Annotated in this window: 23 protein-coding genes; 3 read left to right on the top strand and 20 right to left on the bottom strand. The window is 51.7% G+C overall.

What is annotated here, in order from left to right:
• Positions 1 to 94 precede the first annotated feature (94 nt).
• Together priA and BUB85_RS04645 are read right to left on the bottom strand one after the other, a co-directional pair.
• The gene (priA, locus tag BUB85_RS04650) at positions 95 to 2323 is read right to left on the bottom strand and encodes a replication restart helicase PriA (protein WP_073106042.1); all 2229 of its coding nucleotides are present in this window, start codon (positions 2321 to 2323) and stop codon (positions 95 to 97) included.
• An 18-nt stretch (positions 2324 to 2341) separates the two neighbouring features.
• The gene (locus BUB85_RS04645) at positions 2342 to 3805 is read right to left on the bottom strand and encodes a UDP-N-acetylmuramoyl-L-alanyl-D-glutamate--2,6-diaminopimelate ligase (RefSeq protein WP_073106040.1); all 1464 of its coding nucleotides are present in this window, start codon (positions 3803 to 3805) and stop codon (positions 2342 to 2344) included.
• 244 nt (positions 3806 to 4049) lie between these two features.
• Here BUB85_RS04645 and BUB85_RS04640 point away from each other — a divergent pair, with 244 nt between their 5' ends.
• Complete coding sequence (locus tag BUB85_RS04640; protein WP_073106038.1) at positions 4050 to 4661, top strand: VanZ family protein; 612 nt, start codon at positions 4050 to 4052, stop codon at positions 4659 to 4661.
• 149 nt (positions 4662 to 4810) lie between these two features.
• Here BUB85_RS04640 and BUB85_RS04635 read toward each other — a convergent pair whose 3' ends face one another.
• Positions 4811 to 6022 carry a Y-family DNA polymerase gene (locus tag BUB85_RS04635; RefSeq protein ID WP_073106214.1) on the bottom strand — a complete coding sequence of 404 codons (1212 nt, stop codon included), beginning with the start codon at positions 6020 to 6022 and terminating at the stop codon, positions 4811 to 4813.
• A 91-nt stretch (positions 6023 to 6113) separates the two neighbouring features.
• Positions 6114 to 8714, bottom strand: coding sequence for an ATP-dependent chaperone ClpB (clpB, locus tag BUB85_RS04630; protein ID WP_073106035.1), 2601 nt, complete (start codon positions 8712 to 8714; stop codon positions 6114 to 6116).
• 210 nt (positions 8715 to 8924) lie between these two features.
• On the opposite strand from clpB, the gene BUB85_RS04625 reads away from it, so the two are divergent.
• Together BUB85_RS04625 and BUB85_RS04620 are read left to right on the top strand one after the other, a co-directional pair.
• The gene (locus BUB85_RS04625; RefSeq protein ID WP_073106032.1) at positions 8925 to 9851 is read left to right on the top strand and encodes a type II secretion system protein; all 927 of its coding nucleotides are present in this window, start codon (positions 8925 to 8927) and stop codon (positions 9849 to 9851) included.
• Positions 9852 to 9964: 113 nt separating this feature from the next.
• Positions 9965 to 10294 (top strand): Uma2 family endonuclease, encoded by a 330-nt coding sequence (locus tag BUB85_RS04620; protein WP_084533914.1) that lies wholly within the window; start codon positions 9965 to 9967, stop codon positions 10292 to 10294.
• A 208-nt stretch (positions 10295 to 10502) separates the two neighbouring features.
• Here BUB85_RS04620 and BUB85_RS04615 read toward each other — a convergent pair whose 3' ends face one another.
• The 16 genes from BUB85_RS04615 to cobT all read right to left on the bottom strand — a co-directional run bounded on the left by BUB85_RS04615 (position 10503) and on the right by cobT (position 24956).
• Positions 10503 to 10736, bottom strand: a complete 234-nt coding sequence (locus tag BUB85_RS04615; protein ID WP_073106029.1) for a cysteine-rich small domain-containing protein — start codon at positions 10734 to 10736, stop codon at positions 10503 to 10505.
• Positions 10737 to 10829: 93 nt separating this feature from the next.
• Positions 10830 to 11534, bottom strand: a complete 705-nt coding sequence (cobI, locus tag BUB85_RS04610; RefSeq protein ID WP_073106026.1) for a precorrin-2 C(20)-methyltransferase — start codon at positions 11532 to 11534, stop codon at positions 10830 to 10832.
• Positions 11535 to 11545: 11 nt separating this feature from the next.
• On the bottom strand, positions 11546 to 12979 hold the full coding sequence (locus BUB85_RS04605) for a cobyrinate a,c-diamide synthase (RefSeq protein ID WP_073106021.1): 1434 nt from the start codon (positions 12977 to 12979) through the stop codon (positions 11546 to 11548).
• Positions 12980 to 15088 (bottom strand): bifunctional cobalt-precorrin-7 (C(5))-methyltransferase/cobalt-precorrin-6B (C(15))-methyltransferase, encoded by a 2109-nt coding sequence (locus BUB85_RS04600; protein ID WP_073106018.1) that lies wholly within the window; start codon positions 15086 to 15088, stop codon positions 12980 to 12982. It abuts the gene before it with no gap.
• Positions 15085 to 15819, bottom strand: a complete 735-nt coding sequence (gene cobJ, locus BUB85_RS04595) for a precorrin-3B C(17)-methyltransferase (protein WP_073106015.1) — start codon at positions 15817 to 15819, stop codon at positions 15085 to 15087. Before cobJ ends, BUB85_RS04600 begins: the two co-directional genes overlap by 4 nt.
• Positions 15809 to 16780, bottom strand: coding sequence for a cobalt-precorrin 5A hydrolase (locus BUB85_RS04590; protein WP_073106012.1), 972 nt, complete (start codon positions 16778 to 16780; stop codon positions 15809 to 15811). Before BUB85_RS04590 ends, cobJ begins: the two co-directional genes overlap by 11 nt.
• A 49-nt stretch (positions 16781 to 16829) precedes the next feature.
• On the bottom strand, positions 16830 to 17603 hold the full coding sequence (gene cobM, locus BUB85_RS04585) for a precorrin-4 C(11)-methyltransferase (protein ID WP_073106009.1): 774 nt from the start codon (positions 17601 to 17603) through the stop codon (positions 16830 to 16832).
• A 103-nt stretch (positions 17604 to 17706) separates the two neighbouring features.
• Entirely contained in the window at positions 17707 to 18801 is a 1095-nt protein-coding gene (gene cbiD, locus BUB85_RS04580; protein ID WP_073106006.1) for a cobalt-precorrin-5B (C(1))-methyltransferase CbiD, read from the bottom strand.
• Between the two features lie 2 nt (positions 18802 to 18803).
• The gene (locus BUB85_RS04575) at positions 18804 to 19439 is read right to left on the bottom strand and encodes a precorrin-8X methylmutase (protein WP_073106003.1); all 636 of its coding nucleotides are present in this window, start codon (positions 19437 to 19439) and stop codon (positions 18804 to 18806) included.
• Positions 19426 to 20469, bottom strand: a complete 1044-nt coding sequence (locus tag BUB85_RS04570; protein ID WP_073106001.1) for a pyridoxal phosphate-dependent aminotransferase — start codon at positions 20467 to 20469, stop codon at positions 19426 to 19428. The genes BUB85_RS04575 and BUB85_RS04570 overlap by 14 nt, the downstream gene beginning before the upstream one ends.
• On the bottom strand, positions 20457 to 21494 hold the full coding sequence (cbiB, locus tag BUB85_RS04565) for an adenosylcobinamide-phosphate synthase CbiB (RefSeq protein WP_073105997.1): 1038 nt from the start codon (positions 21492 to 21494) through the stop codon (positions 20457 to 20459). The genes BUB85_RS04570 and cbiB overlap by 13 nt, the downstream gene beginning before the upstream one ends.
• The gene (locus BUB85_RS04560; protein ID WP_242945348.1) at positions 21494 to 22126 is read right to left on the bottom strand and encodes a histidine phosphatase family protein; all 633 of its coding nucleotides are present in this window, start codon (positions 22124 to 22126) and stop codon (positions 21494 to 21496) included. Before BUB85_RS04560 ends, cbiB begins: the two co-directional genes overlap by 1 nt.
• Positions 22099 to 22482: a bifunctional adenosylcobinamide kinase/adenosylcobinamide-phosphate guanylyltransferase gene (locus BUB85_RS04555; RefSeq protein WP_073106212.1), complete on the bottom strand. Its 384-nt coding sequence runs from the start codon at positions 22480 to 22482 to the stop codon at positions 22099 to 22101. The genes BUB85_RS04560 and BUB85_RS04555 overlap by 28 nt, the downstream gene beginning before the upstream one ends.
• Before the next feature lie 103 nt (positions 22483 to 22585).
• The gene (locus tag BUB85_RS04550; RefSeq protein ID WP_073105995.1) at positions 22586 to 23353 is read right to left on the bottom strand and encodes an adenosylcobinamide-GDP ribazoletransferase; all 768 of its coding nucleotides are present in this window, start codon (positions 23351 to 23353) and stop codon (positions 22586 to 22588) included.
• The gene (locus BUB85_RS04545) at positions 23341 to 23880 is read right to left on the bottom strand and encodes a bifunctional adenosylcobinamide kinase/adenosylcobinamide-phosphate guanylyltransferase (protein ID WP_073105991.1); all 540 of its coding nucleotides are present in this window, start codon (positions 23878 to 23880) and stop codon (positions 23341 to 23343) included. The genes BUB85_RS04550 and BUB85_RS04545 overlap by 13 nt, the downstream gene beginning before the upstream one ends.
• A complete protein-coding gene (gene cobT, locus BUB85_RS04540; RefSeq protein WP_084533913.1) occupies positions 23877 to 24956 on the bottom strand; it encodes a nicotinate-nucleotide--dimethylbenzimidazole phosphoribosyltransferase in 1080 nt (359 codons plus the stop codon). The genes BUB85_RS04545 and cobT overlap by 4 nt, the downstream gene beginning before the upstream one ends.
• Positions 24957 to 24972 lie beyond the last annotated feature (16 nt).

Here is a 24972-nt window from a genome sequence, read left to right as displayed (position 1 = left end):
GTTTTAGATCCCGCGTTTGCTTCCTCCCGCCTGCGGCGGGCCCATCCTTCGTACAAATCATCATAAAATCCCATCTCGCAGACGGTAAAAACCGTCAGAAAATGTTCATCGGATTAAAGTCAAACTGTACCCTGACCTTATTAAACCCGGAGTTTACTTCTATATATTGCTCCAGCTTATTTTTCATCTCTATTAGTGTATCATATTTTTCTTCTTTTAGATAAATAACCTTGCGGTAGACGTCATTTATTTTCCCTACGCCGGGACTTGCCGGACCGATGATCGTAAGCCGTTCACTCCGTCCGACACGCAGCGCGTATTCCCGCAGATAATGACTGGCCTTATCCAACAACTCCTCATGTTCGCAGCTCACCAGAACTGCAAGCAGATTTTCCACCGGCGGATACCCCATAAGATCACGGTAGGCAATCTCCTCACGGTAAAATGCCTCGTAATCCTGGCTTGCGGCCGTCACGATGCTGTAGTGCTCCGGGCTGTAGGTCTGGATGACTGCCTCGCCCTTTTTTTTGCCCCGGCCTGCACGCCCCACTGCCTGGGTCAGCAGCTGAAATGTCCGCTCCCCTGCGCGGTAGTCGTCCGCGTAGAGCGACATGTCCGCCGCAAGTGCACCGACCAGCGTCACATTCGGAAAATCATGCCCCTTGACGATCATCTGTGTTCCCACCAGAATATCCGCCTCCTCATTGGCAAAGGCAGATAAAATCCGCTCGTGACCGTCCTTGTCCTTCGTTGTGTCCATATCCATGCGCAGAATGCGCGCATCCGGAAATTCTTTCTGCAGGAACGTCTCAATCTGCTGCGTTCCTGCCCGGAACTCGCCGATATGTCCGGATCCGCATTCCGGGCACGTTGTCAGACGCGGCTGTTCATATCCACAGTAGTGACACACCATCCTTCCCCCCCGGTGGGTGGAGAGCGACACATCACAATGCGGACACTTCACCACATAACCGCACTCTCTGCAGGACACGAATCCTGCCCAGCCCCTGCGATTGATAAAAAGCATGGTCTGCTCTTTCTTCTGCAGACGATCCTCAATCAGCTCATGCAGACGGTTACTGATGATCGATCGGTTCCCGTTCTTTAACTCCTCCCGCAGATCCACCACATAGACCTGCGGAAGTTCCTGGCTGGTCGCACGGTTCTGCAGTTCCAGCCGGACATATTCCCCAGTGCTGACACGGTAAGTCGCCTCCAGGGAGGGCGTGGCCGATCCCAGTATCACACTGGCATCCTCCATCTCTCCCCGCGCCACCGCGACTTCTCTGGCATGGTAGCGCGGCACCTGCTCGCTCTTATAGGTCGTCTCGTGCTCCTCGTCGATCACAATCAGCCCCAGCTTCGGAAATGGTGTAAACAGCGCAGAGCGGGGACCGATCATCACATCGATGTCCCCGTTCTTGGCCCGCATCATCTGGTCATACCGCTCCCCCTGGGACAACCGGGAATTCATGATGGATACCCGGTCCCCGAAGCACTTGTAAAACCGCATCACAGTCTGATAAGTCAGCGCGATCTCCGGAATCAGCACGATAGCCTGGCGCCCCTCCCGGATCACACGGTCAATGAGTTCAATATAAACCTCTGTCTTTCCACTCCCCGTCACGCCATGAATCAGATAGGTCCTTCGGATTCCCCGGCTGTAGTCTGCCCAGAAGCAATCAATGGCCCGGCGCTGTTCCTCCGTGTGAATCAGCGTCCGTGCCTCCTTTGTCCGGTTCTTGATCGGATTGCGGTAAACCTGCTCCGACTCCAGTGCCAGCACCCCCTGTTCCTCCAATGCACGGATCACAGAGCGTGTGATGCTCAGTTTTTTTGTGACCAGTTCATAATCCAGGACCGGCGTGTCCAGCAGCGCAGCGAGAAGTCTTGCCCGCGCCCTCTGGTTCTTCTCCAGATAAAAATCCAGCTTTTCTTTTCCCTGTTTTTCATCCAGCAAAAGGCACACCCTCCGCCGGACTCTGACGTTCTCTTCTTTTTTGATGGGAAGTACCGTCTTGAGCGCCTGAATCATGGTTCCGCCATAGTGATCCTTCATCCACACCGCCAGAGCGACCAGCTTCGCCTCGATCGCAACACTTTTCTCCGCCACGCGAAGCACCTGCTTCACCTTCGCCGGATCATAATCGCAGGTTTCCGCAAATCCGACCAGATACCCCTTCGTCTCCCTGTTTGCACGTCCAAATGGCACCACAACCTCGGTACCAACTTTAAGCATCCCCTCTAAATCCGAGGGGATGCTGTATTGGAATATTTTATCAAGTTTTTCATGGGTAATATCGATAATGATATTTGCGTACATGCATATTCCTCTTATTTCTTAGTGTTTCCATTCTTTCAGAACTTCTGCAATCAGCTCCCTCTCATCCATATGATGCTTGACACCGCAGATTTCCTGATAGTCCTCATGTCCCTTTCCTGCGAGAACGATAACATCTCCGGTCTGCCCGTGCTCGATGGCATATCGGATTGCCTCCTTGCGGTCACAGATTTCCACATAGCTGCCATCCGTTCTGCTGATTCCAGTCTTGATATCGTCGATGATTGCCTGTGGTTCTTCATTTCTCGGATTGTCCGATGTGATAATGGTGAGATCCGCCAGTCTTCCGGAAACCTCTCCCATCTCGTAACGGCGATCCTTTGAACGGTTTCCGCCACATCCGAACAGGCAGACCAGACGCGCCGGTTTGTACTCCTTCAACGTGGTCAGAAGACTCTCCAGACTCATGGCGTTGTGTGCGTAATCAATCATCAGTGTGAACTCGTCGGACACCTTAACCATCTCGATGCGTCCCTTCACCTTCGCCACCTTCAGCGCTTTCTGGATATTCTCCACCGGCACTTCAAATTCATGGCAGACAGCGATCGCCGTCAGCGAATTGTAGACACTGAAGGTTCCCGGCACATCAATCTCCACATCGAAATCCATCAGTCCCGACACGTGATATGCCACTCCCAGGTATCCCGGTCTTGAGACCAGATGCGTATTCGTCGCGCGCAGATCGGCTTTCTCGTCAAACCCGAAGGTCTCCACTCTGCAGACTGCATCACGGAATACGTCTGCATAATACGGATCGTCCACATTGGCGATCCCCAGCTTACACTGCTTGAACAGCATTCCCTTGCAGCGCTTGTAGTCCTCAAAATCTGCGTGCTCATTCGGCCCGATGTGATCATGTCCCAGATTGGTGAAGATTCCGATCTCAAATGGAATCCCTGCCGTTCTGTGCAGCATCAGTCCCTGGGAGGATACCTCCATTACCACGCTGTCACAGCCCGCATCGACCATCCTTGCAAAATACTGATGGATCGTGTAGGACTCCGGTGTGGTGTTGGCCGCCGGAATTTTTTCGTCTCCGATAATGGCCTCGATGGTCCCGATCAGTCCTACCTTGTGGCCTACATCCTCCAAAATGGATTTGATCATGTAGGTGGTCGTGGTCTTTCCCTTCGTTCCGGTGATCCCGATCACCTTCAGCTTTTCCGCCGGATATCCAAAGTATGCCGCAGAGGTCAGCGCCAGTGCATATCTGGTGTCCTCCACCCGAATGACAGTCACACCCTCAGGTTCCGCCACATCCTGCTCGACGATCAGTGCCTTCGCACCCTTCTCTACCACCTCATTCACGAATTTATGTCCATCCACGACAGCACCGCTGATGCACACGAACACAGAACCCTCTTCCACTCTGCGGGAATCGTTGATCAGTGTTGTAATCTCTATCTCGTCGCTCCCCTGTTCTACCTTATAATCTATGCGTTCTAACAATTGATTTAATTTCATCGTAACTCTCCTCCATTCTCTGCCTGTCATCAAACACTAAGCTTACTCCCGCCTGCAGCGGGCCTCTTCCTGACACCTTTCTAGAATATCACATTTGCGTACTTCTTGCAAAATAATCTGGACATCCCGGATATGAAATCTTTATGAACTTCCCGCAAAAAACTTTACTTTTTTTCATAAAAATGTTATATTCGCACAATGTTGTATGTCAACCTGCTCAATGTATATGAGGAGTATTAAATTTATGAATCGAGTTATTTTGTTTTTTCTCAAGCCGCTTTCCTTTCTTCCTGCACTCATCATGATGTATGCCATCTACAGCTTTTCTGCCCAATCAGGTACAGACTCCGGCAATTTAAGTTATGAAATCAGTGTTCAGATCGTTCAGATTGGAAATCAGGTCCTGGACAAAGGATATGAAGACTGGGAAATAGAAGAAGTTGCAACAAACATTGAATATTACGTGCGAAAAGCCGCACATATGACCGAGTATTTTCTGCTCGCCATCGCTGTGTCTTTTCCGCTGTATGTATATGGAGTCCGCGGAATCTGGCTCCTGCTTCTGGCCGGTTTCATCTGTGTCGGCTTCGCCTGCGGAGACGAGTACCACCAGTCCTTTGTGGACGGCCGCGGCCCCAGCATCCGCGACGTCTGCATCGACAGCATCGGTATCTTCACCGGTATCTATGTCGTGCGCATCGTCTGCTGGACGCTTCTGGCTCCGGCGCGGATGATCGCCCGCCACAATGAACGGGTACGAAGACGGAGAGCCAGAGAAGAACGGCGTACCGCACAGCATCGCGGCAGACGCCATCTGTCTACCCTTGAAAAAGAGGGAAAACGCCATATTTACTAATACATACATCGTAAACGAAATAACTCCCCAGAAAGCGCAGGATAGATTTTCGAGAGTGACAGCCAAAAAAGCGCAGGCGCAGCGGGCTACGCGGAGGCTTTTTGACTGGTGCTATCAGAAATATAGACAAGCTTAATATGGTAGTTATTTCAGTCGATATGCTTTTCCGAAGAAGGCACCCCGCGCCTCAGCGCACTCTCCCCGAACCGCTCCCGCAGCTCGTCCATGGCGAGACTCATCTTTTTCTGCCGCTCATCCAGCGGCTTCTCCTCCACCAGATCAAACAGGCTCAGCTGCTCCGGTGCATCTGCCTCCTCCAGCTTCGAGGTGCGGATTCCCAGCAGCCGGATCGGTTCCCCATCCCACAGCTCATCGAACAGACCACAGGCCTCCCGATAAAGAACTGCATCCGCATTGGATGCTTTTTTCAGCTGTCTCTGGTGGGACACCCCCTGAAATGTATGATACTTCACCTCCACGCTGACCATGTTCGCCTTCTGTCCTGCCGCACGCAGTCTTCTGCCCACACTCTCCGCAAGCCGTCCCAGAACCTCGCAGGCTCCCGCTCTCTCCGTCACGTCCTCACGCAGTGTGGTGGAATTGCCAATTCCCTTCGCCTCACCCGAGTCCACCTGTACCTTTGACCGGTCGATCCCGTTGGCAAACTCCCACAGCATCCTCCCGTGGCTTTTCAGATGCAGCTCCACGATCCGGGGATCTGCCTTCGCCAGGTCTCCGATGGTGTTGATCTCCAGCTTTTTTAAGGTCTCCACGCTGGAACGCCCTGCCATGAACAGCTCCGACATGGGAAGCGGCCACATCTTTTCCTTGATTTCCTCAGGAAACAGCGTGTGCACCTTATCCGGTTTTTCAAAATCGGACGCCATCTTCGCCAGGAGCTTTACAGAAGAGATTCCGATATTCACAGTAAATCCAAACCGTTCCCTCACCCCATCCTTGATCTGCAGTGCCCCGTCCACTGGGGACGGAAAGCGATGTGCAATTCCGGTAAAATCCATATAACACTCATCCACACTGACCTGTTCAATATCCGGTGTAAATTCCTGCAGATAAGCCATCAGTTCTCTGCTCCGCTCATGGTACAGATGATGATCCGGTGGCACCAGCAGCAAATTCGAACACTTAAATAAGGCATTCGCGACAGGTTCCCCCGTGCGAATGCCGAATCTTTTGGCAGGAATTGATTTCGCCAGTACAATGCCGTGGCGGGACTTCTGATCCCCGCCGATGATGGCGGGAATCGTCCGAATATCAACTTCTGCTCCGTTCTTTAATTGCTCTGCTGCCGTCCAGCTTAAGTACGCTGAATTTACATCTATATGAAAGATAATCGGTGTCATCACTAACCCTTTTCCCTGGTACATCGTTTCCTAAATAACTACCACATTAAGCTTGTCTAGATTTCTGTGCAGCTATTTCGTTTGCGATGTACTAACAGTTTGCCAACTGACCCTTGACTCTTGCCTCTAGTTTTTCTCCGACTGCATCGATCAGGATTACATCCTGACTCGCCACGTCTCCCGCAAGGATCAGCCGCGCCGCCAGTGTCTCCACATTCTTCTGGAGATATCGCTTGAGTGGTCTCGCTCCGTACATCGGGTCGTAACCGCCATCCACGATCAGACGCTTCGCCGCTCCGGTGAGTTCCACGGAAATCTCCTTCTCAACCAGTCGTTTGTTGATATCATTTACCAATAAGTCAATGATGGCATAAATATTGTCTTTCGTCAATGGTTTGAACATGATGATTTCATCCAGACGGTTCAAAAATTCCGGTCTGAAATGTGCCCGCAGTTCATTCATCACCATAGACTGGTTCTCCTCGTCGATGGTGCCGTTCTCCTCGATACCCTCCAGCAGAAAGTTTGCGCCAATATTCGAGGTCATGATCAGGATCGTGTTCTTAAAGTCCACGGTTCTTCCCTGGGAATCTGTGATACGGCCGTCATCCAGCACCTGCAGCAATACATTAAATACATCCGGATGTGCTTTTTCAACCTCATCAAACAGTACGACTGAATACGGTTTTCTTCTGACTGCTTCTGTCAGCTGTCCGCCTTCATCGTACCCCACATATCCCGGAGGTGCTCCGATCAGTCTGGACACGGAGTATTTCTCCATGTACTCACTCATGTCGATACGCACCATGTTGCTCTCATCGTCAAACAGGCTTTCCGCCAGCGCCTTGGCGAGTTCCGTCTTGCCGACGCCGGTAGGTCCTAAGAACAGGAACGAACCGATCGGTTTCGTCGGATCTTTGATCCCCGCCTTGGAGCGGATGATAGCCTCTGTCACGAGTTCGACGCCCTCGTCCTGCCCGATGACACGTCTGTGGAGCTCCTCCGCCAGATGCAGGGTCTTGCTCCTCTCGCTCTCATTCAACTTTGCAACCGGAATGCCGGTCCAGCGGGAGATAATTCTGGCGATTTCATCGTCGGAAACGCTCTCATGTACGAGGGACAGATCCTTTGATTTCACCAATTCCTCCTCATCCTCCAGCTGCTTCTGGAGTGACGGGAGTTTCCCATATTGCAATTCTGCTGCCTTGTTCAGATCATATTCGCGGTTGGCCATCTCAATCTCACGATTGGTCTGCTCAATCTCCTCGCGAATCTTCTGCACGCGCTCCACACTGTGTTTTTCATTGTCCCACTGTGCCTTTTTGCCGGAAAATTCTTCCCGGAGCTCCGCCAGCTCAGACTGCAGTCTCTCCAGACGTTCCTTACTCAGGCGGTCATCCTCTTTCTTCAGCGCAGTCTCCTCAATCTCCAGCTGCATGATCCTCCGGTTCAGTTCATCCAGCTCCGTCGGCATGGAATCCAGCTCTGTCTTGATCAGCGCACAGGCTTCATCGACCAGGTCGATGGCCTTATCCGGAAGGAAACGGTCCGAGATATATCTATTGGAAAGCACAGCTGCCGCAACCAGGGCACTGTCTGTAATTTTGACGCCATGGAATACCTCGTAACGTTCTTTTAATCCACGTAAGATAGAAATCGCATCCTCAACGGTCGGCTCATTGACCATAACCGGCTGGAAACGACGTTCCAACGCTGCGTCCTTTTCAATGTATTGTCTATATTCATCCAGTGTCGTTGCACCGATGCAGTGAAGCTCGCCTCGTGCAAGCATTGGTTTCAGCATGTTGCCCGCATCCATTGCGCCGTCGGTCTTTCCGGCGCCCACGATCAGGTGAAGTTCATCGATAAACAGGAGAATTCTTCCGTCGCTGTTTTTCACTTCCTCCAGAACCGCTTTCAAACGTTCCTCGAACTCGCCGCGGTACTTTGCACCGGCGACCAGCGCACCCATATCCAGAGAAAAGATGGTTTTGTCTTTCAGCCCCTCCGGCACATCTCCTTTTACAATACGCTGTGCGAGACCTTCCACGACTGCCGTCTTGCCGACACCCGGCTCACCGATCAGCACCGGATTGTTCTTGGTCTTTCTGGAAAGGATCCGGATAATGTTGCGGATCTCCTCATCACGACCGATTACGGGATCCAGCTTCTGATCTCTCGCCTTCTCCACAAGATCCTGCCCGTATTTATTCAATGTATCATAAGTCACCTCCGGATTATCTGAGGTCACCCGCTGATTGCCACGCACGGTGGAGAGTTCCTTCAGGAATGTGTCCCGCTTCACCCCAAATTCTTTGAAGACTGCCTTCACCTCACGGTTCGCGTACTTGATCATGGCAAGGAACAGATGCTCTACTGAGACATACTCGTCCCCCATCTGTTTTGCCTCGTCCTCCGCATGGATCAGAACCTTGTTCAGGTCCTGCCCCACATAAGCCTGGCCGCCCTGCACCTTCGTGCGCTTCGCCAGTGCCTGCTCTGCCCGGTTCACAAAATAATCCGTTTGGATGTTCATCTTCTCAAGCAGCTTCAGAATCAAGCTGTCATCCTGCTGCAGCAGTGCATACAGCAGATGCTCCTGCTCGATCTCCTGATTGCCGTATTCCATCGCGTATTTCTCGCAGTCCTGTACTGCCTGCAATGATTTTTGTGTAAATTTATTTATATTCATAGTACAAATCCTCCTTCTGGTGGAATTTATTTTTATATGTTCTACAAGTAATATAACATGTATTATTAGCACTGTCAAGCACCGAGTGCTAATTTGTCTGAATTTTTTGAAGTGGTGTGCGGAAAACTTAAGAAGTTGATATTATATGGTAAAACTGTTAAAATGTATATATCTTAAAAATTTTGTGTCAAAATGGATTGTGAGAAGAATATGAATAGAAAAGAGAGACAAACGAGAAGGAGTAATCGAGGATTTACATTGGCTGAATTACTGATTGTTGTGGCAATCATTGCAGTACTGGTTGCGGTATCCATTCCTATATTTACACATCGATTGGAAAAAGCCAGAAGAACGGTGTGTTTGAATGAGCGTAATACGATGCGCCGGGCAGCGGCAATGGCGACATTGACAGATGACATTGATTGGACAAAGTATAGTGATTCTGCGGAAGTCATTGCGAAATTAAAGGACATGGGTTTGATTGAGGAGTTTGAATGTCAGTCTGGCGGGACAATCTATGCAGAAGAAAACAGTATTAAGGCTGGAAATGTTTCGTTTCGTTGTACCTATCATGATGATGGTAAAAAACCGGGGGATGAGGAAGAAAATTTAACAGGAACAGGTTCTGCTTTGAAAAATCTACAGGATGCATTAAAGGATGCGTGGGAGTCTTATATAAAGGATAAAAATAATTCTAAGAACAATACGGCGTTCTTGCAGAACTTTTTTAAGAACAATAATTCTGAGGATTATTTGAAAAAAGAGAAAGTTTCGGATGTATTGACGGAAGATCAGATAGAGAAATTAGCAAAAAGCATGAATGAAAAGCAGTCTGATTATACGGAAACGCAGATAAAGTCAGTCTTACAGAAATATGCAAACAGCGAACTGACGGTTGCTCCATATGTACTGAGGGATGGGACAATTGTGTATTATTATACGGAAGATGCATCACGTTTTGGAAAGAATGATAGTACCAACCATTCTACCACAAGTATGATGTATTACAATGGTACATGGTATATGGCCCCTATGGCCAGTGCAGACAAATTGAAAAATGGTTTTTATCCGGCAAATTTCAATTCCGAATCACCAAGTGAGTTCTTTGGAAAAGAGGGGTGGATAGCTGTTAATTAATATTTTTCACAATTCTCGTGGAGCTGGTCAACAACAGCTGTTAAAAGACAGCTTCCAGCTGCTAACATACCGTATGTAATATCCGCTGGGGATTTCTATATGGTGAGTTTCGGATGTTTTTGAAAAAGGAAAGCGGAAAATGTAAAGCAATTATTACGCCGTTTGCTGTTTACCTGAATGAAAACGATAATTATGTAGAGCCGGATATGATGGTAGTATGTGATAAAGACAAGCTGGATGAAAATGGGTGTCACGGAGCTCCAGATTTGATTATAGAGGTAGTGTCGCCCGGATCTGTCAGAATGGATTATTCGATCAAGCTTTTTAAATATAGAAGCTTTGGTGTGCGTGAGTATTGGATTGTAGATCCCGCAAAAAACAGGATCACGGTACATGATCTAGAGCATGAAGAAACATTGGCATTGGGATCGGTCATCTGCTGAATAATAGGATTATGCTTCTTGGCATTCCCGCATCATTTGCCCCCATTAGACATCCCCACACAAAAACAACAGATACGATAGAACCCAATATTTACAGGATCTATCGTATCTGTTAAAGTAAGACAAAAATTGACTGCAACTGTCAAGCACTGCGTGCTAATTTTTTCAATGGAGCCAGCGGACTTAGGAATCCGCCGAATCACTTCCTCTACTTTAAAAACTGAATAATCGCATCATAATTTTCCGGCTTATGCGGAAACGTACAATTTGAACAGATTTTCACCCTCCGCCCGTTGATCTCTTTATACTCTGGTCTACCGGGACAGTGCTCCCTGCTGTACAGCGGGCAATAACAGAACAGACAGTTGAAATCCTCAAGCCCCTCGTGGCACGGATAATACTGACAGTCCCTGTTCTCAAAAAAACGATAAGAATTTTTCATTTCTCTTCCTCCTTCTTGACACCAGCCCATCTTGACATCAGCCCGTATCAGGTTTGCCTGCAGCAAACGGGCTGACGCTGCATATCGGGTTTTCTATGAAGACCTGACATCATTTTCTTTCACAATAATGATCGTAAGATACCCACTGTCTGCATCGATGCTCTGCAGCCCGCACATCACCTTTTCATCTGCCATCCCACAGTTTGAAACTGCCCAGATCTCGTGCATGGACTGCTGCTCTTCCAATATCTTTTTTATTTCATGAAGCTGTTTTCCAGATTTCATATACACTTTCGTGCCCGGGTAAGCCAGTGTCCTTCTGACATCACCGGCACCCGGAATTATATGAATTTCATCCCTGGCACCGCCCAGGGGAATCCCCGCCCTTGCCGCGGCGGCGCAGATTGACGGTACGCCCGCAATCACTTCCGTCAGAAATCCGTGTTCCACGGCTCTCTCGTGAATGTAGCTGAATGTAGAATAAAGAGACGGATCCCCGATTGTCAGAAACGCCGCCTTTTTATTTTTCTCGAGACACCCGGAGATATCCGCATAGATCGCCGCATGCGCCCGGGCAAGCTGCTCCGGATCCCGGATCATTGGGAAATGCCTGCACAGGATTTCCTTCTCATCGATTTCAGGAAGGATATCTTTCACGATTCGGTAGGCATAACAGTCTTCTTTTGGTTCGGTCGGCAGAATCACCACATCGCAGGCGCGGATTGTCCTGACCGCCTTTAGCGTGAGCAGCTCCGGATCTCCGGGGCCGACACCGATTCCATACAATATTCCACTCATTTTCTTCCCTCCTACTTCAGATGTAATGCGCTCCCCGTGTTCGCCCAAAGGGCAGGCCGGCGGAGACATTCATCAATAAAATGTTTTGCAAATGCGGTATTCGACGCGTAGTACAGATGCGGGAACCCCCAGAAATGATTTCGTTCTTCCTGCACGCATTCCCACGCTCTGCCCGTCACCGGCTTTTTCGCCAGACAATCGGTTCCATTTGCAGTGCTGTCATAATAATGAAACTCATGTCCACGAATCCCGGTGTGCTCCGGCAGAAACATAGGAATTTTTTCTGCAAGTTCCATATAGCCGAAGCGCACCAGTCTGCCCACATAGGAGACATCTGCCGGAATCACACCGACCATCGGATAAGTCTGTGCATGCTCATCCGTCAGATTCTCGTGAAGATACATAAATCCGCCGCACTCCGCAAAAGATGGCAGGCCCCCGCGAATTGCAGCCGCAACCGCCTCTCTCATCTCTTTATTTTCGGAAAGCTCCTCCCCGTATAGCTCCGGATATCCGCCCCCCAGAATCAGGCCACGGATATGCTCCGGAAGTTTCCGGTCATGCAATGGCGAAAATGGAACCAGTTCTGCACCGAAATGTTCTAAAATCTTCAGATTATCCCGATAATAAAAGCAAAAGGCCTCATCCCTTGCAATCGCAATCCTTATTTTCTTCGTTTCGCACTCTAAGTTCTGATCTCCACACGGCTCTCCATACAGGCTCTTGTTGATCTGGCTCTCTGACATTTCCATTTCTTCGGCAGACTCTGCCAGTGCCAGGATCCCATCGATATCCACATTTTCTTCCATCAGCATTCCGGCACGCGCCAGCGTATTCTCCACGGTCTCTATCTCCTCCGGCATCACAAGCCCCAGATGGCGGCTCTTCAGATTCAGTTCCTTCTGTCCGGGAACACAGCCATACACCTTAATCCCCAGTTCTCTTTCAATCTCCGGGGCGATGGAAGCGCAGAACATTTTGCTGGTCCGGTTCAATATCACACCATGGATCAGGTGCCGCCTGTCATACTGCAGAAAACCTGCAAGCAGCGCAATGACAGACCTTCCCATCCCATGTGCATCCACCACCAGAACAATGGGTATCTGAAGAATCCCCGCAAGATGGTAGGTGGATCCCTCCTCCCGGATACCGCCGAGTCCGTCGTATAAGCCCATGACGCCTTCCACCACCGAGATCTGTGATCCACTCTGATCCAGCAGAAACAGCGCTCTTACCTGCTCCTCCGATGAAAAATAGGAATCCAGATTTCTGGAAGGGATCTGAAGAATCTGTTCGTGGAACATGGGGTCGATAAAGTCCGGTCCACACTTGAAGGACAGCAGATTTTTTCCTCTCTTTTGCAGCTGTTTTAACAGCGCACATGTAATTGTCGTTTTTCCACTGCCGCTTTTTACTGCGGCAATCATCACTCTGGGTGTTCTCATTTACACTTCTTTCTGAAACTGGAAGGAACAGATACAGACCGGATTTTCCGCCTGCATCAACTGATAACTTCCGATTTCTTTTGCTCGATTCACCTGCACCTGGATGATCTCCAGATTGCAGATCCGGCGATCTTTTTTCAGTTCAGCCATCTTCTGGACAGTTTCCAGACTGACCGCATTCAGCACCACCTTCATCTGTGGATTTTTCAGATACAGGGCATCCAGGATTTTTTCCAGTTTCCCGCCACTTCCGCCGATAAATGCGTGGGTTGCCGCAGGGAGCGGTTCCAGTGCTTCCGGTGCCTCCCCCTCGGTCACTTCGATATTAAAGGCTGCAAATTTTCTCTTGTTTTCCCGGATCAGCTCCAGTGCCCGTGGTTTCTTTTCTATGGCATAGACCTGGATTCCGGGGCTTTTTACCGCAATTTCCACGGCGATGGAGCCGGTGCCGCTTCCGATGTCATACACAACGGAATCCTCCAGGAGTCCCAGCCTGCAGATTGATATTTCACGGATTTCCTCTTTTGTCATTGGCACTTTGTCCCGGACAAAGCATACATCCTTCATTCCGTGGCACACCAATCTTTTCTCTGCCTGGGGATTCAAAATCAGACAGATGTACAGACCTTCCCGCTCCACCTTCGCACATTCCGCAGGGGTGAGCGTCTGGATTTCCTGTTCCGGGTAGGACAGCTGAAAACCAGTCATAACCTGGCAAAAATCCAGGGCCGCCTCCGACAGCATCTCTCCCAGGAGCCGCACGTCCCCAGCGCCGGACACCAAAAGCCAGGTTCTGGCTGTATGCCGCACGGCATCCAGCAGCTGTCCCTTCCACAACACATCCTCTCCGTGACCATGTATGCTCAGAATCCGGGCATCCTGCCACGGCACTCCGGTGGCCGCCGCCATGCCGGAGATCGCGGAAATTCCCGGGAAAATCACGGTATTACAGTCTTCCCTGTTTTTTACATTTTCATATAATTTATGGCATCCGCTGTAAAATCCGGTGTCCCCGGAGAAGAGCACGACGATGTTCACGCCTCTTCCGGTCAGCCGGTCCAGACAAGGCAGGATATCCCGCGCGAGATAATATGGCTTTAAAACAGCATCTGTCTCCAATGTCTCCAACGTTTCCAACAGTCTCGGTGCGCCGAAGATATAATCGGCCCGACGGATCTCCCGATCCGCCGCAACGGTGAGGAAATCCCGGGTCCCCATTCCGACTCCGACAAGGGCGAGCTGGTTTCGAATGCGTTTTCCCGTAATTTCTGATATCCGGCCACAGACCTCCGAAAAAGAATCGCCCGGTTTTTCTTTTTCCGGGTTTCCGATCACATACACCGGAATCCTTTCCTCATCCGCCGCCGCAAGTTTTTCGCCGTATCCGCCTGCCGCACCGCTTTCCTTGGTCACGAGTGCACGGATTTTAAATTGACGGATCAACGCCCGGTTCAATTCTGTGCCGAAGGGTCCCTGCATGGCAATGATCTGTTTTCCCCAAATCCTGTTTGCCTCGCAGATGGCAATGCTCTCCTGCCCCGGAAGGACGCGCACATACAGCCGCTTTTTCAATTCTTCATTCTCACAATATGCTGCCAGATCCTTGCTCCCGGTCGTGAGCAGGATATTGCCGCCACATCTCTCCAGGGCCTTGGCACACGCTGCCGCCGTGTCAAAATAATACCTGTCCTGTCCGTTGTTTTCACCTGATTTTTCTGTCTTTCCGGCTTGCGTCGATGTTCGTAAGTTTAATGTCTTCTGCTCCAATGCTTTCGCATTTTCTTCCTTCTGCAGGACTGTCGTACTCCGCTTCAGCCGCAGATACGGGATCTCCGTTCCCGCAAGGCTCTCCCGGATGTGCTCCGACACCACGGCTGCAAATGGATGGGTCGCATCCACTACCGCATCAAATGCACCGTTTCGGATAAATTCCGTCATCTCTCCGGTCTCCATGCGCCCGGTATGAACGGTCACATGATCCAGCTTTGGCATCACATATTCGCCGTACTCCGTCGCCACAGAAATCTCGCATTCTATCCGGTTCGCAGAGAGCAGTTCTGCGAGTCTCCTGCCTTCCGTCGTCCCGGAAAAGATCAATATTCTGCTCATACCTGGTATCCTCTCTTTGTAATCAGTTTTCCGTCTATGATCTCCGACTGTGAATTGCCGATAAAGACGGTGGTAAACATATTGACGGTCCGGTCCCTGAGCTCCCGGATGGTGCACACTTCACACGCTGTGCCCTCCCGCCCGATGTTTTCCACATAGCCGCAGGCACGCGTTTCCTCCACACCATGATCCAGCAAAATGTCACAGGCACGTTTCAGATAATCTGCCCGCTTGTGGCTGGACGGATTGTAAATTGCAATTGCAAAGTCTCCGTCGGCCGCGGCAGCCAGGCGCTTTTCGATTCTTTCCCAGGGTGTCAGCAGATCACTTAAACTGATCACGCAGAAGTCATGATTCAGCGGTGCTCCGAGGACGGCCGCGCCGCTGTTTGCTGCCGTGATTCCCGGTATGACCTGAAGTTCTGCCTCCGGATACTCCCGTCCGATCTCGTACATCAGCGATGCCATCCCATAGATTCCGGCATCCCCGCTGCAGATCATGGACACGGTCTTTCCCTTCCCGGCTTCTTCAAAACACATTCTGCACCGTTCCACCTCCTGACGCATTGGCGTTGAAAGCAGTTCTTTTTCCCGAAAATGCTCTCCCAGCAGATTCAGATACACCGGGTATCCAATGATGGTATCACTTGCCTCCAACACTTCCATTGCCTGCGGGGTCATCATGTTTTCTTTCCCCGGTCCCATCCCGACTACGAATATTTTATGCTTCATCAATTATGATTCCTTCCTGATTTTCTGTATCAAGCTCCCATTTCTTCCGGACCACCGCAATTGTCATGCCGTCCTCCGCCTGTTTGGGCAGCACCACTTCTCCATCCGGTCCTGCCGCCCTCATAGCCGCCCGTTCGCACACATTGTCTGCGCCGGTACATTTCCTGACAAATTCAGAAGCCAGAAATTCACCGGGCACTGCCTGCAGCTCCTCTGCGGTATATGTCTGGAACGGAATCCGGTTGCTGCCCGCCCACCGTACAAGCCCCGGCTCCTCTTTCTTCAGATCGATCGATGCCAGCATGAGCACATCCGAGCGGTCCAGCTGCAGTACATCCAGCCACTTTTCAATAAATGCTGCCAGACTTTGATACGCTTTGCCCCTTCTGCATCCGATTCCGATAATGTATTCTTTTGGCTTGAGACGGAGAATTCCGTGGGAGAGCTGCGTCAGATCCGTAGAGATCACGATATCCACCATCTCTTTTTTCAGCACCTTGGCCGAAATTTTTGCGATGCCCTCTTTGTTCTGTATGGTCAGATGATTCTTTTTGGCGAACAGATCCACTGCAAAGGTCTCGTTCACATCCGTGGCCGTGGTGATGACAGGGACCGCCCCCGTCTTCCCTGCGATCAGCCCGGCAAGTTCGTTGGCACCGCCGACATGTCCAGACAGAAGGGGGATCACAAACTGTCCGGCCTCATCCATGCAGAGCACGGGACTGTCCGTCAGCTTGTCCCCGATGAAGGGTGCAATGGTCCGCACCGCGATTCCGCAGGCTCCGATAAAGACCAGTGCACGCTTTGCGGCAAACTGCTCTTTCGCCCAGACCTTCATATTCTCCGGTCCGCCGCCTCCGTGTTTGCAGCAGATTGTGACCGTTCCCTGCTCCCAGTCGCGAAAGACCTCCTCCGCAAGCATATTTCCTTTTTCCGAAAAGCTGATTACACTAATTTCCATATCTTCCCTTCTCTTCCTGAAAAATGATTCCGCGAATCCTCATACGTTCTTATCCTTCTGAAAACGGTTTCTTCCTTTTCCGAAATTCCGTCTCAAAATCCGGCGCATACAGCCTTGATTTCTCATAGTTCTGATGTGCGATCACCTCTCCCACCAGCACCAGCGCAGTCTTCGTGATTCCATGTATTCGGGCAGTCTCCTCCAGAGTGACAAGGTCACAGACATACGCCTCCTCTTCCTCCCAGGTGGCCTTGTAGACCAGCGCCGCCGGTGTGTGCTCCTCATATCCTCCCAGAATCAGCCGTCTGCTCAGTTCTCCCAGCATTCCGGTGCTCAGATACACCGCCATGGATGCCTGATGAGCCGCAAAACTCTCGATGCTCTCCAGCTTCGGAACCTTCGTCTTCCCCTCCATGCGGGTGATGATCAATGACTGGGAAACCTCCGGAAGCGTATACTCCAGATTCAGGGATGCCGCCGCACCAAAGCAGGCACTTACCCCCGGACAGCTCTCATAGGCAATCCCCAGTGTATCCAGCGCATCCATCTGTTCCCGCACCGCACCATAGATGCTCGGCTCTCCGGTGTGCAGACGCACCGTCATCTGACTTTGTTCCTCCGTCTCCCGGATGATCGCAATCACTTCATCCAGCGTCAGCTTCGCGCTGTTGTAAATCCTGCAGTCCTCCCTGCACAGTTCCAGCAATTCAGGATTGACCAGCGATCCTGCATAGATCACCACATCCGCCTGCTCCAGTAACTGACTGCCCCGCACCGTGATCAGATCCACCGCTCCCGGCCCTGCTCCTACAAAATGTACCATGTGTCTGCCCCTTTCTTTTCAAGACCCGGCAGATGTCCATAATTGAATACGACGTCTGCCCGCAGCATTTAAGATATTCCTTTACTATTCCCTTACTATTCCTTTACAACAGTTCCCGCAAAAAATCTGCTGCCCCCGCACTCCTGGCCAGTTCTCCGAACTCATTGGAATACAGGATCGTCTCGATCTGCAGATTTCCTCCTGCCCTCCGATTCAGACAGCACTGGATCTTTTTCATCAGATTCTTCATGACCGCTTCTTTTTTTCCACATTCCTGCAGGATCCGGAGTGCCTCCTCCGAGGTGACACAATCGAGAATTTCCTCGACAGCTGCCATCGGTGTCTGTGCCCTCACCGCTGCCGCCGCCATCAGTTCCATCCTGCAGTCCCCCTCCTTTGAGTGGGTGTTCATGATCCCGCCGGCGACCTTCACCAGTTTACCGATATGTCCGGTCAGAAGCATTTTCTCAAATCCTGTCTCCACCGCCATATCGATCGTCGCGCCGATAAAGTTGCTGCATTTCACACTGCGGTCCAGATCGTAACCGTAGGTGGCTTTCATGTAATCAAGTCCATAGTTTCCGGGGGAAACGGCAATCAGGTGCTGCCCTTCTGCCCGCTTCTGGTTCAGCTCCACCCGGATGGTGTCTAAGAGCGCCTGACTGCTCATAGGCTCCACGATCCCGCTGGTTCCTATGATGGAGATGCCGCCCACAATGCCAAGTCTCGGATTGAAGGTCTGTTCTGCCAGTTTTTCACCGCCCGGCACGGAAATCGTGACAGACAATGCACCCTTGTAATCTGTCAGTTCGCAGATTTCCCGCACTTCTTTTTCAATCATTTCCCGCGGAACATGGTTGATGGCTGCATTCCCCACCGGCTGGTCGAGCCCCAGTTTTGTCACACGTCCCACCCCGGCTCCGCCGTCCACACAGATCCTGGCCGCTCCATCTGCAAACGCCACACAGGCGCAGATCAGTGCTCCCGTGGTAATGTCTGGATCATCCCCGCCGTCCTTCCTGACCGCACAGCTGGCAAAGTTCTCCCCCCGCTGCCGCTCAAGCAGATCTGCCCGGAATACAATGCCCTTTGGCGTATTGATGACAATCGTCTCTTTTTCTCTTCCTGTCAGAAGCATATACGCTGCCGCCTTTGCAGCCGCCGCAGCACAGCTCCCCGTGGTAAATCCGTACCGCATTCCTACCTCCCCAGCTCGTACAGCAGCGCATTGCAGATTGCAGCCGCCACATTACTGCCGCCTTTTCTTCCCCGGTTGATGATATAAGGCACATCCGTCTCCCGGATCAGTTCCTTTGCCGCCTCCACATTTACAAATCCCACCGGGACTCCAATGATAAACGCCGGACGGTACGCTCCGCTTTGAATCATCTCATGCAGCCGGATCAATGCCGTAGGCGCATTCCCAATGGCAAAAATAACCGGCTTTTTGATCCTGGCCGCCCGCTCCATGCTGACAGTGGCCCGCGTCACATTCCGCTCCTTTGCGATCTGCGCGACCTCCTCGTCCGCCATAAAGCAGTGGGCCTCTCCTCCGTGCTTTGCCAGCGTCCGCTTGTTCACCCCGGCCAGCGCCATATTGGTGTCTGTCACAATATCCGCGCCCGCAAGAATCAGCCGCTTTGCAGTCTCCACTGCCCCCTCCGAGTACGTCATCGTTGTGGCATACTCAAAGTCTGCGCTGGTGTGAATCGCCCGCTTGGTAACCATTGCCTCGTCCTGCGGCAAAACGATTCCCATCTGTTCCAGCTCCTGCGTGATAATCTCGAAGCTTCTCGTCTCAATATCTTTCGGTCCTATGTATTCAATCTGTCTCAATTATTTTCCCCACCATTTCCATCAGCCTTTGATTTTCCTCATGTGTCCGCACCGCAATCCGATAGCAGCCTTTCGCAAGTCCTCTGAAATTGCTGCAGTCCCGGATCAGGATTCCCTGCTCCAAAAGCTTCTCATACAACCCGGATCTGCTCTGAATCAGCAGAAAATCTGCCGCTGCGGGCCACACCCGCACGCCGAGACTCTGCAGCCCCCGCGTCAGATATGCCCGTTCCTCCGCTACATAGCGAACGCTCTGTCTGCGGTATTCGTTCTCCCGCAGTGCCGCGATTCCCGCCTCCTGTGCAAAGCAGGACAGGTTCCACTCCGGCAGCTGCTCCCGGATTTTCTCAGTCCTTCTGCTCCCGCCGCACAACAGATACCCCAGACGGACGCCCGGAATCGCGTATATTTTGGTAAATGCCCTCACCACGATCACATGGGGGAACTCCCGCAGGCTGTTCTCCTCCGCAAATCCCCGCTCTTGCGTGAACTCGATAAAGCATTCATCCAGGATCACCGTGATCTGTTTCTCCCCGCACACCTGGCAGATTTGTTTCAGGAGGTTCCGGTCCGTCAGGTTTCCCACCGGATTGTTGGGGGTGGCAAGAAACAGTAGGTCAATGTCGTCGGTGAGCTGCTCCAGGAATGCCCCTGTGAGGGAAAAACAGTCGTCTTCTCTCATCTCGTAATAGACCGTTTGCGCGCCGGACGCCTGTGCCGACCTTTCGTACCCGTAAAACGACGGGACGGGGATCAAAATCTTTTTGGGCTTTTCCGCGTGCACAATTGCCATAAACAATTCCGAAGCACCGTTGCCGCAGACCACCATATCCGGCTCCACGCCGGTCTGCCCGCTGATTGCATGAACCAGCTCTGCCGCGTGGATATCCGGGTAACACCTGCAGTTCTCCACCGCATCGGCCAGTGCCTCTTTCACCCCCTCCGGGATTCCCAGAGGGTTGGTATTGACCGAAAAATCCATCTGTACCTGGTTGCGGTAAATATCTCCGCCATGGATTATTTTATGCATAAATCAATCCCTCCCAGAACCAGCAAACAACAGATCTGACACAAAAATGATGCGATGTACATCAATCTGTTTACCCGCTTAATATCGTCAGCCTCCACCGGACGGAGTTTCTCTCCGATATACGGCTTTTTCACAATCTTTCCAAAATAGCTGGCATCTCCTGCCAGTTGGATTCCAAGTGCTCCCGCACAGGCCGATTCCGTCTGGGCCGAATTGGGGCTGGCGTGATTGTAACGGTCTCTTTTGTATATCTGCCATGCATGTTTTCCGTCGAAGTCGCTGCCGCCCAAGAAGCAGGCCAGCACGATCAATACCGCACTGATTCTGGCCGGAATAAAATTGACCACATCATCCAGCTTTGCCGCTGCTCTTCCGAAATGGAGATACCGGTCATTTTTGTAGCCCACCATGGAGTCCATGGTGTTGACTGCTTTATAAAAAAAGCCCAGTACCGGTCCGCCGACTGCCGTGTAGAGCATGGGGGCAATGACTCCGTCGGACGCGTTCTCCGCAACTGTCTCAATGGCAGCCTTCGCAATTCCGGTTTCATCCAGATTTCCAGTGTCTCTTCCGACGATCATGGCGACCGCCTTTCTGGCACCTGCAAGTTCGCCCGTTCCTGATCCGCGTTCCAATTCCCGATACACTTTCATACTCTCCGTCTTCAGACATTTCATGGCAAGGATCTGATAGGTCATGATGCTTTCCACCACAATCCCTGCCACCGGATGAACGGCGTAAGCGATCGCCAGACAGGATGCACTCAGGATGATTGTCCCTGCGAGGACCAGCACCACAAAACAGATTCCCTTTCGGCGTTCCTCTGCAGCGTGTTCTTCTGCATTGTATTCTGCTTCATTTTTCCCAGTCTTTCTCCCGGACCCTTCCTTTGGTCCAAGCATTCGCTTTTCCAGAAAAGCAATCCCGTTTCCGATCAGCCGGATCGGGTGTGGCATCCAATAGGGATCGCCCATCAGCAGATCGAGCAGAAAGCCCAGAAATGTTGCCGCAATATGGTACCTCATCAATTAGAAATCTCCTTTATCTGTGTGAGCATGATCTGCCCTTCCTTTCGTCTCAGCGTGGAACAATACCCACAACCGTTTTTCACCTGAAAATCAAAGTACTCTCCGCCGGAAAGACTGCTCAGGACCGCCATCATCGTCCCTCCGTGCACCACCGCCGCGACCTTTGGTTTCTGCACCCCGGACCCGACGATTTTCTCACGCTCCAGCTCGATCATCATCCGGTTCAGACCGGCCATACACCGGTTGGTGAACTGTTCTCTGGCTTCCCCCTCCGGAAATGCGATTGTTCCATTGCTGTCGATCCACCTCTGGTATTCCGGATCTCCCTTGAGATCCATATAGTTCTTTCCTTCAAACTTCCCGAAGTTCATTTCCTTCCATTCCGGTATGAGCAGATCCGGCTCTCTTCCAAACAACAGCAAAGCAGTCTGTCTGCAGCGCTTCATGGGCGAGGATACCAGATAGTTCCCGCAGTTTTGCAGGGATGGGGCACATTCCCGAAGCTTTCGGATTCCGTTCTCCGACAGTGCTTCGTCAGTCCAGCCCAGATACCGATGCTGTTCATTTGCCGCTGTCATACCATGGCGAATCCAGGTCACCTCTATTTCAGTCTCTGTCCAATTCCACATATGATCCGCTCCACTCTGTCTGCTCTTTTTGCCAGTTCAATGAGAAGGCGTCCCAGCCGTTCCCTGTACGCCCTCTCTGTCTGATCCATGGGCACGATTCCGTTTCCAATCTCGTCACAGATCAGAACACAGTCCGGATGCTCCTCACAGTACGTCAGGACGACCTGCTCTGCTTTGACCTCGGCTGCTTTTGCCGCTGCTGCTTTGATCTCAGTTGCTTTGATCTCTGCTTCTTCTACCAGCAGCTGTCGAAACCACAGATGCAGATCCGGGACAATCTCTACATCCTGTCCACTTTTTTTGCTCCGGACATATTCCTGTTTTCCCTGGGCATAACCCCCGATGTATAATTCCATGTTTCCTCCTGTCCTCCACGCTGTCCTTTATTTTTACCGGGCAGCTCCATCTCACTTACGAGTCGGATTTTTTCTTCCTCACAGACCCGTCTGCTCTTCTTTCTTACAGACCGGCCACACAGCAGACCGCTGCCGCAATGGCAAGGGCCGCCTCACATATGGTCACAAAATACCCTGCGGTATCTCCCGTGATTCCGTCCAGCTCCCGATAGCTGCGCACGCGGAAATAAGCAAAGGATGCAAGCGCCACTCCCACGGAGACGAGCCCGGGGACCGGTGCGATCCACATCATGCATGCGGCGCCAAGCACAAACTGGAGGAGAAGTGTCACCCTCACCGTCCACTTCTGCGCACCCGATGCAAACGTATACAGCAGTCCCTCCCGTTTCGCGGAGCGGAACGTGACGACACCGATTCCGCTGAGACATCTTGCCATAAAGAATCCAAATGCAAGGACTGCCGTGTAACGGAGGGTTCTTACCTCCGACAGTGCCCCCACGTAAATCAGATAGTATAGCACCAGCATGATCACCGAAAATGCGCCGATATGTGAATCCTTCAATATTTCCAGTTTTTTCTCCCTGGGCTGGTAGGAATGGAACGCATCCATCGTGTCCATAAATCCATCCACATGAAATCCTCCGGAAATGACGAGTGGAATCGCTGCACCGACGAAGGACGCGCACACGGATCCGATCTGATACCGGATGCAGATCCACCCCCATCCGTAAAACAGCAGGCCGATCACGATTCCGACCCATGGGAAAAAGCACAGCACATACCGCATATCCTTCTCCTCCCACGCAAACTGTGGAACCGGGATCTGTGAGTACATGGAAAATGCAATGGCGATTGATTTTAATACGGACATACTGCCTCCTTTATCTGGACGGCAATTCCCACCACGACCTCGGTCACCTGATCCGCAAGGTCTGCAATTCTGCAGTTCACGGCTCCAAGCGCACGCAGATACGCCATCGTGCCCGGATCATACGATATCCCATCCTCAAACACATTGTTGGTGACAATCACCAGCCGCTCCACCTGTCTGCCAAGGCGGAGTACATCCGCGACCACCTTCTCGGTCACCGGCCCCGGCTCCCGGATCTGTCCCTCCGCAAACATTTCATTTGCTACCAGATTGGACATACACTCTAACAGAGCGCTGCTCCGGTCTCCCCGTGGGATTTCAATCCGTCCCACATCCACCGACTGTTCAATTGTAACGAAGCCCTTGTCCCTGCGGATTTTCCTGTGGCGGGCCACCTTCTGTTCGCCCTCTTCATCCCGGACCCGCATGGTCGCAATGTAATATTTTTCACCGGAAGCCTGCTCCATCAGCTGTTCCGCATAGGCCGACTTCCCGCTTCCACTTCCACCCGTCACCAAATAGATCATCTGCTCTCCTCTGTCTCTGAAAATCGTTCATAGGGTGCCAGCTCCATCGTCTGAAATGTGGTCTCACTCTGATACAGTGTCCGCGCAATGTCCAGAAGTGACAGCATCATGACTGCCCCTGTCCCCTCGCCCAGCGCAAGTCCCGCATCGATCACCGGGGACAGCCCCAGCTCCTTCGTGAGGATTTCCGCAGCCGGCTCCTTGCTCCGGTGGGAGGCAATCATATAGGCTTTCGTCCCCGGTACGAGTCTCTCCGCCGTCAGTGCTGCCACCAGACTGATCACACCATCGGCTACAATGGGGATATGACAGAGCATCCCCCCCAGAAATACCCCGGTCAGTCCGGCAATATCGAGTCCGCCTACGGTGCAGAGAATACGGAGCGGCTCTTCTTTTTTCAATTCATAATGATGCAGTGCATCCTGAATCACCTGCCGCTTTCTCTCCAGCCCCCGGTCATCCAGTCCCGCACCGCGGCCTGCTGCCTCTGAGACTTTACATCCGGTTAGAGCCGCAGCCATGGCCGCGCTGGTGGTCGTGTTCCCGATTCCGACCTCCCCAGTCGCCAGAAGCCGATAGCCCTCTTTTTTACACTGCGCCACCATCTCGATACCAATCTGGATAGCCTCCAGCGTCTGTTCCTCTGTCATGGACGGACTCTTTGCAAAGTTTCCGGTCCCGTGTGTGATCTTCCGGTTCTGAACGCCCGGGAACGCCTCGTCTGAACTCACTCCGACATCCACCGGAATCACGTCCGCTCCGACAAATGCTGCCATTTTCCCAACCGAGGTCTGTCCCTTTCCCAGACACCGGACAATCAGTGTGGTAGTCTCCTGTCCCGACTGGCTGACCCCCTCCTCCACGATTCCATTGTCCGCGCACATGACGATCACCGCTTTTTTTTCAATGTCAATCTCTGTGGTGCCGTGGATTGCGCCGATCCTTGCGATTAGCTTTTCAAACCGCCCCAGCCCGTCCAGAGGCTTCGCAATGTTATCCCAGTTTTTTTCTATCTGTTTATAGACAGCTTGATTGATATCTTCTGCCTGCATGTTTTTTAAGTCCATTTTATTCATCGTATCTGCTTCTTTC

It is taken from the genome of Hespellia stercorisuis DSM 15480 (genome assembly GCF_900142165.1).
GTDB classification, from domain to species: Bacteria; Bacillota; Clostridia; order Lachnospirales; family Lachnospiraceae; genus Hespellia; species Hespellia stercorisuis.
Note: the sequence above shows the minus strand (reverse complement) of the source record. Positions and strands in the feature narration are given on the sequence as shown.

Coding starts and splice junctions, on each gene's coding strand:
- BUB85_RS04645 (WP_073106040.1), bottom strand. CDS start 3,805: ATGAAATTAAATCAATTGTTAGAACGCATAGATTATAAGGTAGAACAG.
- BUB85_RS04590 (WP_073106012.1), bottom strand. CDS start 16,780: ATGGAAATTAGTGTAATCAGCTTTTCGGAAAAAGGAAATATGCTTGCG.
- BUB85_RS04605 (WP_073106021.1), bottom strand. CDS start 12,979: ATGAGAACACCCAGAGTGATGATTGCCGCAGTAAAAAGCGGCAGTGGA.
- cbiB (WP_073105997.1), bottom strand. CDS start 21,494: ATGAGGTACCATATTGCGGCAACATTTCTGGGCTTTCTGCTCGATCTG.
- clpB (WP_073106035.1), bottom strand. CDS start 8,714: ATGAATATAAATAAATTTACACAAAAATCATTGCAGGCAGTACAGGAC.
- BUB85_RS04625 (WP_073106032.1), top strand. CDS start 8,925: ATGAATAGAAAAGAGAGACAAACGAGAAGGAGTAATCGAGGATTTACA.
- BUB85_RS04570 (WP_073106001.1), bottom strand. CDS start 20,469: ATGCATAAAATAATCCATGGCGGAGATATTTACCGCAACCAGGTACAG.
- cobJ (WP_073106015.1), bottom strand. CDS start 15,819: ATGAAGCATAAAATATTCGTAGTCGGGATGGGACCGGGGAAAGAAAAC.
- BUB85_RS04640 (WP_073106038.1), top strand. CDS start 4,050: ATGAATCGAGTTATTTTGTTTTTTCTCAAGCCGCTTTCCTTTCTTCCT.
- BUB85_RS04560 (WP_242945348.1), bottom strand. CDS start 22,126: ATGTGGAATTGGACAGAGACTGAAATAGAGGTGACCTGGATTCGCCAT.
- BUB85_RS04620 (WP_084533914.1), top strand. CDS start 9,965: ATGTTTTTGAAAAAGGAAAGCGGAAAATGTAAAGCAATTATTACGCCG.
- BUB85_RS04545 (WP_073105991.1), bottom strand. CDS start 23,880: ATGATCTATTTGGTGACGGGTGGAAGTGGAAGCGGGAAGTCGGCCTAT.
- BUB85_RS04555 (WP_073106212.1), bottom strand. CDS start 22,482: ATGGAATTATACATCGGGGGTTATGCCCAGGGAAAACAGGAATATGTC.
- cobI (WP_073106026.1), bottom strand. CDS start 11,534: ATGAGTGGAATATTGTATGGAATCGGTGTCGGCCCCGGAGATCCGGAG.
- cobT (WP_084533913.1), bottom strand. CDS start 24,956: ATGAATAAAATGGACTTAAAAAACATGCAGGCAGAAGATATCAATCAA.
- BUB85_RS04550 (WP_073105995.1), bottom strand. CDS start 23,353: ATGTCCGTATTAAAATCAATCGCCATTGCATTTTCCATGTACTCACAG.
- priA (WP_073106042.1), bottom strand. CDS start 2,323: ATGTACGCAAATATCATTATCGATATTACCCATGAAAAACTTGATAAA.
- cbiD (WP_073106006.1), bottom strand. CDS start 18,801: ATGCGGTACGGATTTACCACGGGGAGCTGTGCTGCGGCGGCTGCAAAG.
- BUB85_RS04600 (WP_073106018.1), bottom strand. CDS start 15,088: ATGAGCAGAATATTGATCTTTTCCGGGACGACGGAAGGCAGGAGACTC.
- BUB85_RS04635 (WP_073106214.1), bottom strand. CDS start 6,022: ATGACACCGATTATCTTTCATATAGATGTAAATTCAGCGTACTTAAGC.
- cobM (WP_073106009.1), bottom strand. CDS start 17,603: ATGGTACATTTTGTAGGAGCAGGGCCGGGAGCGGTGGATCTGATCACG.
- BUB85_RS04615 (WP_073106029.1), bottom strand. CDS start 10,736: ATGAAAAATTCTTATCGTTTTTTTGAGAACAGGGACTGTCAGTATTAT.